6 protein-coding genes are annotated in these 6,453 nt (G+C 66.6%); 3 read left to right on the top strand and 3 right to left on the bottom strand.

Going from position 1 to position 6,453, the window contains the following annotated elements:
- Both N5D91_RS24085 and N5D91_RS24080 read right to left on the bottom strand, forming a co-directional pair.
- Positions 1-897, bottom strand: an 897-nt coding sequence (locus N5D91_RS24085) for a phosphatase PAP2 family protein (RefSeq protein WP_279922770.1), incomplete at its 3' end; no start/stop codon positions are given.
- A 78-nt stretch (positions 898-975) separates the two neighbouring features.
- Entirely contained in the window at positions 976-2,181 is a 1,206-nt protein-coding gene (locus tag N5D91_RS24080; protein ID WP_180855638.1) for an acyltransferase family protein, read from the bottom strand.
- Positions 2,182-2,335: 154 nt separating this feature from the next.
- Here N5D91_RS24080 and N5D91_RS24075 point away from each other — a divergent pair, with 154 nt between their 5' ends.
- On the top strand, positions 2,336-3,220 hold the full coding sequence (locus N5D91_RS24075) for a LytTR family DNA-binding domain-containing protein (protein WP_180855639.1): 885 nt from the start codon (positions 2,336-2,338) through the stop codon (positions 3,218-3,220).
- A gap of 33 nt (positions 3,221-3,253) precedes the next feature.
- Here the strand turns inward: N5D91_RS24075 and N5D91_RS24070 are convergent, their stop codons facing one another.
- Positions 3,254-3,994, bottom strand: coding sequence for a M48 family metallopeptidase (locus tag N5D91_RS24070; protein WP_110712181.1), 741 nt, complete (start codon positions 3,992-3,994; stop codon positions 3,254-3,256).
- A 179-nt stretch (positions 3,995-4,173) separates the two neighbouring features.
- On the opposite strand from N5D91_RS24070, the gene prfB reads away from it, so the two are divergent.
- Positions 4,174-5,299, top strand: a protein-coding gene (gene prfB, locus N5D91_RS24065) for a peptide chain release factor 2 (protein ID WP_097048047.1) whose coding sequence is annotated in 2 segments (ribosomal slippage) — positions 4,174-4,248 and positions 4,250-5,299 — 1,125 coding nt in all. Because the reading frame shifts where the segments join, the coding sequence is not laid out codon by codon here.
- A 45-nt stretch (positions 5,300-5,344) separates the two neighbouring features.
- Positions 5,345-6,127, top strand: a complete 783-nt coding sequence (locus N5D91_RS24060; RefSeq protein ID WP_153854884.1) for a helix-turn-helix transcriptional regulator — start codon at positions 5,345-5,347, stop codon at positions 6,125-6,127.
- Positions 6,128-6,453: the final 326 nt, after the last annotated feature.

Genomic DNA, 6,453 nt, shown 5'->3' with positions numbered 1-6,453 from the left:
GGCCTGCCACAGCACTTCGGTCGCCGCTACATCAGGCAGCGGAATGGTCGCGGCCAGCAGATCGATCAACGGCCGCGCCAGCAGATAGATCACCACAACACCCAGCACGCGCAACCCCCGCTGCACGATGTTCTTCGGATCCACCGGCCAGCCGCGCCATTGCATCCACGCCACCAGCAGGCCCAGCGCGAGCAGTCGCCCGGCTTCACCAACTGGAACGAAGCGGGTGGTCGCCGCCGCCCATGCCAGCAGCACGCCAAGCCCCAACAGGACCGGCAGTTGCCATTGCCTGCTTGAGCGCATCCCTGGCATCAGCTGCCACGCCAACAACGCCACGCCGACGCCAATCAGCCACCCGGCCAGTACGTCGGCCAGGAAATGCCGGCCCAGGTACATCCGTGACAGCGCCATCAGCAGCGGCCAGCCCAACGCCAGCGCCCAGCGCAGCCAGCGGCGGCGGATGCCGAAGGCCAGCAGCAGGCCGACGCAGGCAGCGGTGGCGACGCCGACATGGCCGCTATTGAAGCCATAGTCGGCATCGGGCTGCGCCCGCAGCATTGCGGTGGCCTGTGCGTCCGGCAGTGCCCAGAAGGTGTGACCTCCGCCGTCCACCACGAACGGGTGGGACGGCTCGCCCTTGTCCAGCACTGCTGCGTCCACATCGGTCGGACGGGGCAGGGCGGCGCCCTGTTTGATTGCATGCGTGGCGCAGGCCATCAGCAGCACCGCCAGCATCACGCAGAGGCCGGCGCGCAGGCGTGCCCCGAATGCACACACCAGGATCAGCGCGGTATAGGCCATTTCATAGCCGAGCAGGCTGATGAACTGCATCACCCACAGGAACCAGCCGGCGTCGAAGGTGTGCTGCAACCACAGGTGCCACTGCGTCTGGAACATCCGTTGTCCTCATCATCCGTTGGCAATCAGGCCCGGCTCAACAGAACCGAGCCAAAGCAGCCGAGTGTGGACTCGGCTCTACACCGGCGCAACACGTGTCACGAGCAGCGATGGCGATGCGGCACGCAGGCCGAACAGGGGCCGCAGCCAGCGCGTGCGGCGGATCAGCAGTTCGTGGATCAGCAGGCAGCCTCCGATCGTGCCGGCCACCAGCAAGGCAGGCTCCAGCCACGGGCCAAGCTGCAACGGTCGCAGCGCATACAACAAGACGATCAGCACGGTCTGGTGCAGGATGTACCAGCTGAACACCGCCTCGCGGCAGTAGGCCAGGCCGGGCCAGTGGCGGTCCAGTAACACGCGCGCCCAGCCGAACAGGGTCAGCAGCATGCACCACGTGTACAACGCGCGGCCGACGCGTTCGGTCTGGGCCCAAGGCAGTGCCAGCACCCACGCATCCAGATCGCCCACAGGCGGCAAGCGGGCCAGCGCGCGGATGCCCAGCTCCAGGCTGAGCCCCAGCACCGCCAGTGCCAATGTCAGGCGACGTCCACGCACCAGCAGGTCCCAGCCTCGCTGCCAGCGAGCGGCCAGGAAGCCCGCCAGGAACAGCGGCAGCGACTCGGCGTGCACGTACACGTCGTCCAGCAAGGCATGGGTCGGCGGCCAGCGTGGCATCAGCACCAGCAGGGCCCAGCTCAGCCAGGCCACTGGCAACGCCAGTAGCAGGGTGCCCAGCAGGCGGTCGCTTGCCTGCCAGCGCGGCAGCGCACTGCGCAGTGGTCGGAGGAGACTGGCCAGGACGACGGCCAGCACGGTGTAGGGCAGCAGGTAGGCCAGGTACCAGAGGTGATTCCAGGTGAAGCCGTAGGCGGCACCACTGAAATGTGCGCCCGGCCACGGCCGGAACTGCCAGTAGCGCCACAGGAATCCGGCCAGCCCCGGTGACGCGTCGCCCTTGTCCAGCGCTTCATGGTAGGCCTGCAGGGATACCACCGCGACAATGCCGAACAGCAACGGCAGCAGCAGGCGCCAGCCACGGCGGAGGGTGTGCTGCAGCCGTCCCTGGTCGGGCAGGGACAGGCCAAGGGCGATACCGCTGATCGCGAACAGCAGCGGCATGCGCCATCGGTTCAGCGCGATCATCGGCCATTGCAGCCATTCGGCGGTGTAGGCGCTCTTGAGGTGGAAGTCCCAGCCGGCCACGTAGGCCATGGCGGCGTGGTAGAAGATCAGCAGGACGAAGGCGGCGATGCGCAGGGTGTCCAGATCGTGGCGACGGTGCATGGTGGGCGGGCATCAGGAGGAAGCTGCACCGTGCGTTGGCCAAGGTCCGCGCGCCAGCAGTTGGGGCGCGACGGCGGCCACAGAGGGGCCAATGGTGGGAAGGCTGGGACCAATGGCGGATGCGGTCCGGGCCGGATGGGCAACAATAGCCCGCATGGAAAATGGAGATCAGGCGGCGTTGGCCGCCGCTGTTGCCGAGCCGCTACAGCGCCGCGGCATGGCCGCCACCTTCTGGTCGCTGCTGTTTCTGGGTACTGCAGCAGGTAATGTCCTGGCGCAGTGGATGCGGGCATGGCGGGACGTACAGCCCTTTCCGGCATTGACGGTATCGATCGAAGAGTTCAGCAGCGCGCTGGCCTCCCTCGCGCTTCTGGCCGTGCTGCATGCCGCTGCTCGCCGTTGGCCGCTGCATGCCGATACCTGGCGTCGCCGGATCCTGCTGTATGTGCTGGGCGGTATCGCCTGGTGGCTTCTGCACGTCAGTGCCATGGTCCTCATGCGCAAGCTGGCCTTCGCCCTGATCGGCCAGCAATACACCTATGGAGCCTGGCCGGCGCAGTGGTTCTACGAGTTCTTCAAGGACGTGCAGACCTACAGCCTGCTGGTGATCGCGGTGCACGCGGTGGCCTGGTTCGGTCGCCAGCGCCAGGGCGAGGCGCATCTGCTGGCCGAGCCCGATGTCGGTCCGCCGGTGGAACCGGTCGAGCGCCCCCAGCACTTCCTGGTGCGCAAGCTGGGCAAGGAGTTCCTGGTGGCCACCGAAGATGTGGAGTACGCCCAGGCGGCGGGGAACTACGTGAACCTGCGCGTACGCGGCCATGACTACCCACTGCGGATCACCATGGCGGTCCTGGAGCAGCGGTTGGATCCGGTGCAGTTCCTGCGGCCGCACCGCAGCTGGCTGATCAACCGCGATCAGTTGCGTTCGATCGAACCACTTGATGGCGGTGAAGCCCTGCTTCACATGGTCGATGGCGTCAAAGTGCCGTGCAGTCGACGACAGCTGCCGTTGCTGCGCCAGGCGCTGGCAGGAACCTGAGCGGGCGGACCGGTCGGCCCGCCCGCATGGGCATTACTTCTTGTCCTTCTTGATCATCGCGTCGATGCGCGCAGCGCGGGCTTCCGAGCCCGGGTGCGAGGACATCAGGCCGCCTTCACTGGACAATTTGCGGAACATGCTGGCCAGGGCCGCCGGGTCATAGCTGTGGCGCTTCATGAACTGGTAGCCGTACTCGTCCGCCGCGCTCTCTTCCTTCTGCGAGAACTGGGCGTTGACGAAGCCTTCGGCCAGTTCGCCGAGCTGGCCCTGGCTGAGCTGGGTCAGGTTGCCGTTGCCCGAAGCGGCCAGGCCCTCGCGGCCAGCCGAGGCGAGCAGGGCGGTGCGCATCTTGGTCTTGCTGTGGCCCAGCTTCACGTGGCCGATTTCGTGGCCGATCACGCCACGCACTTCGTCGTCGCTGGCCATGTCCATCAGGCCGGTATAGACGCGGACGCAACCGTTGGCCATCGCCCAGGCGTTGACGTCGGCGGTGCGGTACACCTTGAAGTTCAGGTTCAGGCCGTCCTCGTTGGCCAGGCCCTGGGTGATCTTGGCCAGGCGCTGGGCATACGGATCGTTGCCGGCCACCACCTGGTTGTCCTTGTCCATGTAGGCGCAGGCCTGATCGGCCGCGGCCGAGACCTCAGCGTCGGACAGGGTCAGCGCCTTGCCGGCCTTCATGCCGGTGCTGGTCAGGCCCTTCAGGTCGATGGCCGAGGCATTGGCGGCCAGCAGGCAGGCGGCCAGGCACAGGGTGGAACGCATGATCGTCATTGAAATGGTGCTCCTTGGGTTGGGAATGACCGCGTGGCCCCTGTTCCCGCGGCGGTGGGGAAGTCTACCGGGATCGGATGGCCGCGTGTCCACCCGGGGCCCAGCCCTGGCCTGCCTCGCCGCCGGGCGGACGCCTGCGGTATCATTGGCAGTCATCTTTTGAATGCATAACCGCCGACATGATCGAACTGAATCCTGTCCGCCAGCGCATCACCGATCTGACCGATCGCGTGCTGTCGCTTCGGGGGTATCTTTGACTACGACGCCAAGAAAGAGCGTCTTGAAGAAGTAACGCGGGAGCTGGAAAGCCCCGACGTCTGGAACAACGCCGAATACGCGCAGAACCTGGGTCGCGAACGTTCCAGCCTGGAAAAGACCGTGGGCGGCATCGCCTCGGTGCTGGACGGCCTAGCCGATGCCACCGAGCTGCTGGAACTGGCCGAGTCCGAACAGGACGAGGACACCGCGCTGGCCGTGGTCGCCGACCTGGACAAGCACCAGTCGCACGTCGAGAAGCTGGAGTTCCAGCGCATGTTCTCCGGCGAGATGGACAATGCTGCCGCGTTCGTCGACATCCAGGCCGGTGCCGGTGGCACCGAAGCCCAGGACTGGGCCGAGATCCTGCTGCGCATGTACCTGCGCTGGTGCGAATCGCGCGGCTGGAAGACCGAGCTGATGGAAGTCTCCGGCGGTGACGTCGCAGGCATCAAGTCGGCCACGCTGCGGGTGGAAGGCGACTACGCCTATGGCTGGCTGAAGACCGAGACCGGCGTGCACCGCCTGGTGCGCAAGTCGCCGTTCGACTCGGACAACCGCCGCCACACCAGCTTCACCTCGGTGTTCGTGTCGCCGGAGATCGATGACAACATCGACATCACCATCAACCCGGCCGACCTGCGTACCGACGTGTACCGTTCATCCGGTGCCGGTGGCCAGCACGTCAACAAGACCGAGTCGGCGGTGCGTATCACCCACATCCCGACCAACATCGTCGTGGCCTGCCAGACCGGCCGCAGCCAGCACCAGAACCGCGACAACGCGATGAAGATGCTGGCCGCCAAGCTGTACGAGCTGGAGATCCAGAAGCGCAACGCCGAAAAGGATGCGGTGGAAGCCACCAAGTCCGACATCGGCTGGGGCAGCCAGATCCGCAACTACGTGCTGGACCAGAGCCGTATCAAGGACCTGCGTACCGGCATCGAGCGCTCGGATACGCAGAAGGTGCTCGACGGCGACCTGGACGAGTTCGTCGAGGCCAGCCTGAAGGCCGGCCTGGCCGTGGGCTCCAAGCGCGTCGATGCCTGATCGACGCGCCTGCGCGGATATCATCGCCTTCCGCAACGGAGGGCGCTGATGCGCAGCGAAAGTGAACGCAAGGAACTCGGCGGCTTCCTCAAGGCCTGCCGCGCCCGTGTCGACCCCGCCACGCTCGGCCTCCCGGCCGGGCGCCGGCGTACCCCGGGCCTGAAGCGCGAGGAAGTTGCGCTGGCGATCGGCGTCAGCGTCAGCTGGTACACCTGGATCGAGCAGGGCCGCGAAGTGCGCGCCTCGCCCGAAGTGCTGGAGCGTTTGGCGCAGGTGCTGCGCATGAGCGACGACGAACGCGCCTATGCGTTCGCGCTGTCCGGCTACGGCGTGCCGCTGGAGTCTCCGGACGAGACAGTCACCGATGGCCTGCGCCAGCTGGTGGAGGCGATGCAGCCGATCCCAGCGTATGTGCGCAATACCCGCTACGACATCCTGGCCTGGAACCCGGCCATCGCCGATCTGTTCGTGGACTACAGCCAGCTGGCGCCACATGAGCGCAACACGCTGCGGCTGATGTTCCTGTACCCGCCGTACCGCACGCTGATCCTCAACTGGGAAGAAATGACCCGCGGGCTGCTGGCCGGCTTCCGCGCGGCGATGGCGCAGGCGCCGGACAAGGCACCATTCCTGGCGCTGGTCGAGGACATCGCCGCGCACAGCGAGGAGTTCCGCCAGTGGTGGCCGGAGCACGACGTGCGCCGGTTCGACGAAGGTGCGAAGAAGCTGAACCATCCCACGCGCGGGTTGCTGGACCTGCAGTACGTGGCGCTGGTGCCCGAGAGCCGGCACGATCTGTCCCTGGTGACCTACCTGCCGCGTAGGTAGAGGGTTGTTCGGCAGGGCTTGCAGCCCTGCACCTGCGGTAGTGCCGGCCGCTGGCCGGCAACAGCAACTTCAGATGCCGGCTTCCCGCGGGATGGTGGGGCGGTGTCGGAGTGCGGGGACGCCGTAAACCCCGCTCCGCGGTCCGGCCCAGCCGCTGGCGGCTGTGCGTTCGGGCGCTTGCGAAGCAGTGCTTCGCAAGCAAAGCGCCCTCACCCCTGGGGGCTCGATGGCGCCATCCATGGCGCCAACGGTCCTGCCAACCCACACCGCCCCACCTCTGACAGATTCCTGCGGCTGTTGGTAGGTGTCGACCTTGGTCGACACAT

It is taken from the genome of Stenotrophomonas sp. GD03794, assembly GCF_029842145.1.
Classification (GTDB): Bacteria; Pseudomonadota; Gammaproteobacteria; order Xanthomonadales; family Xanthomonadaceae; genus Stenotrophomonas; species Stenotrophomonas riyadhensis.
This window is presented reverse-complemented; position numbering and strand designations above follow the sequence as displayed.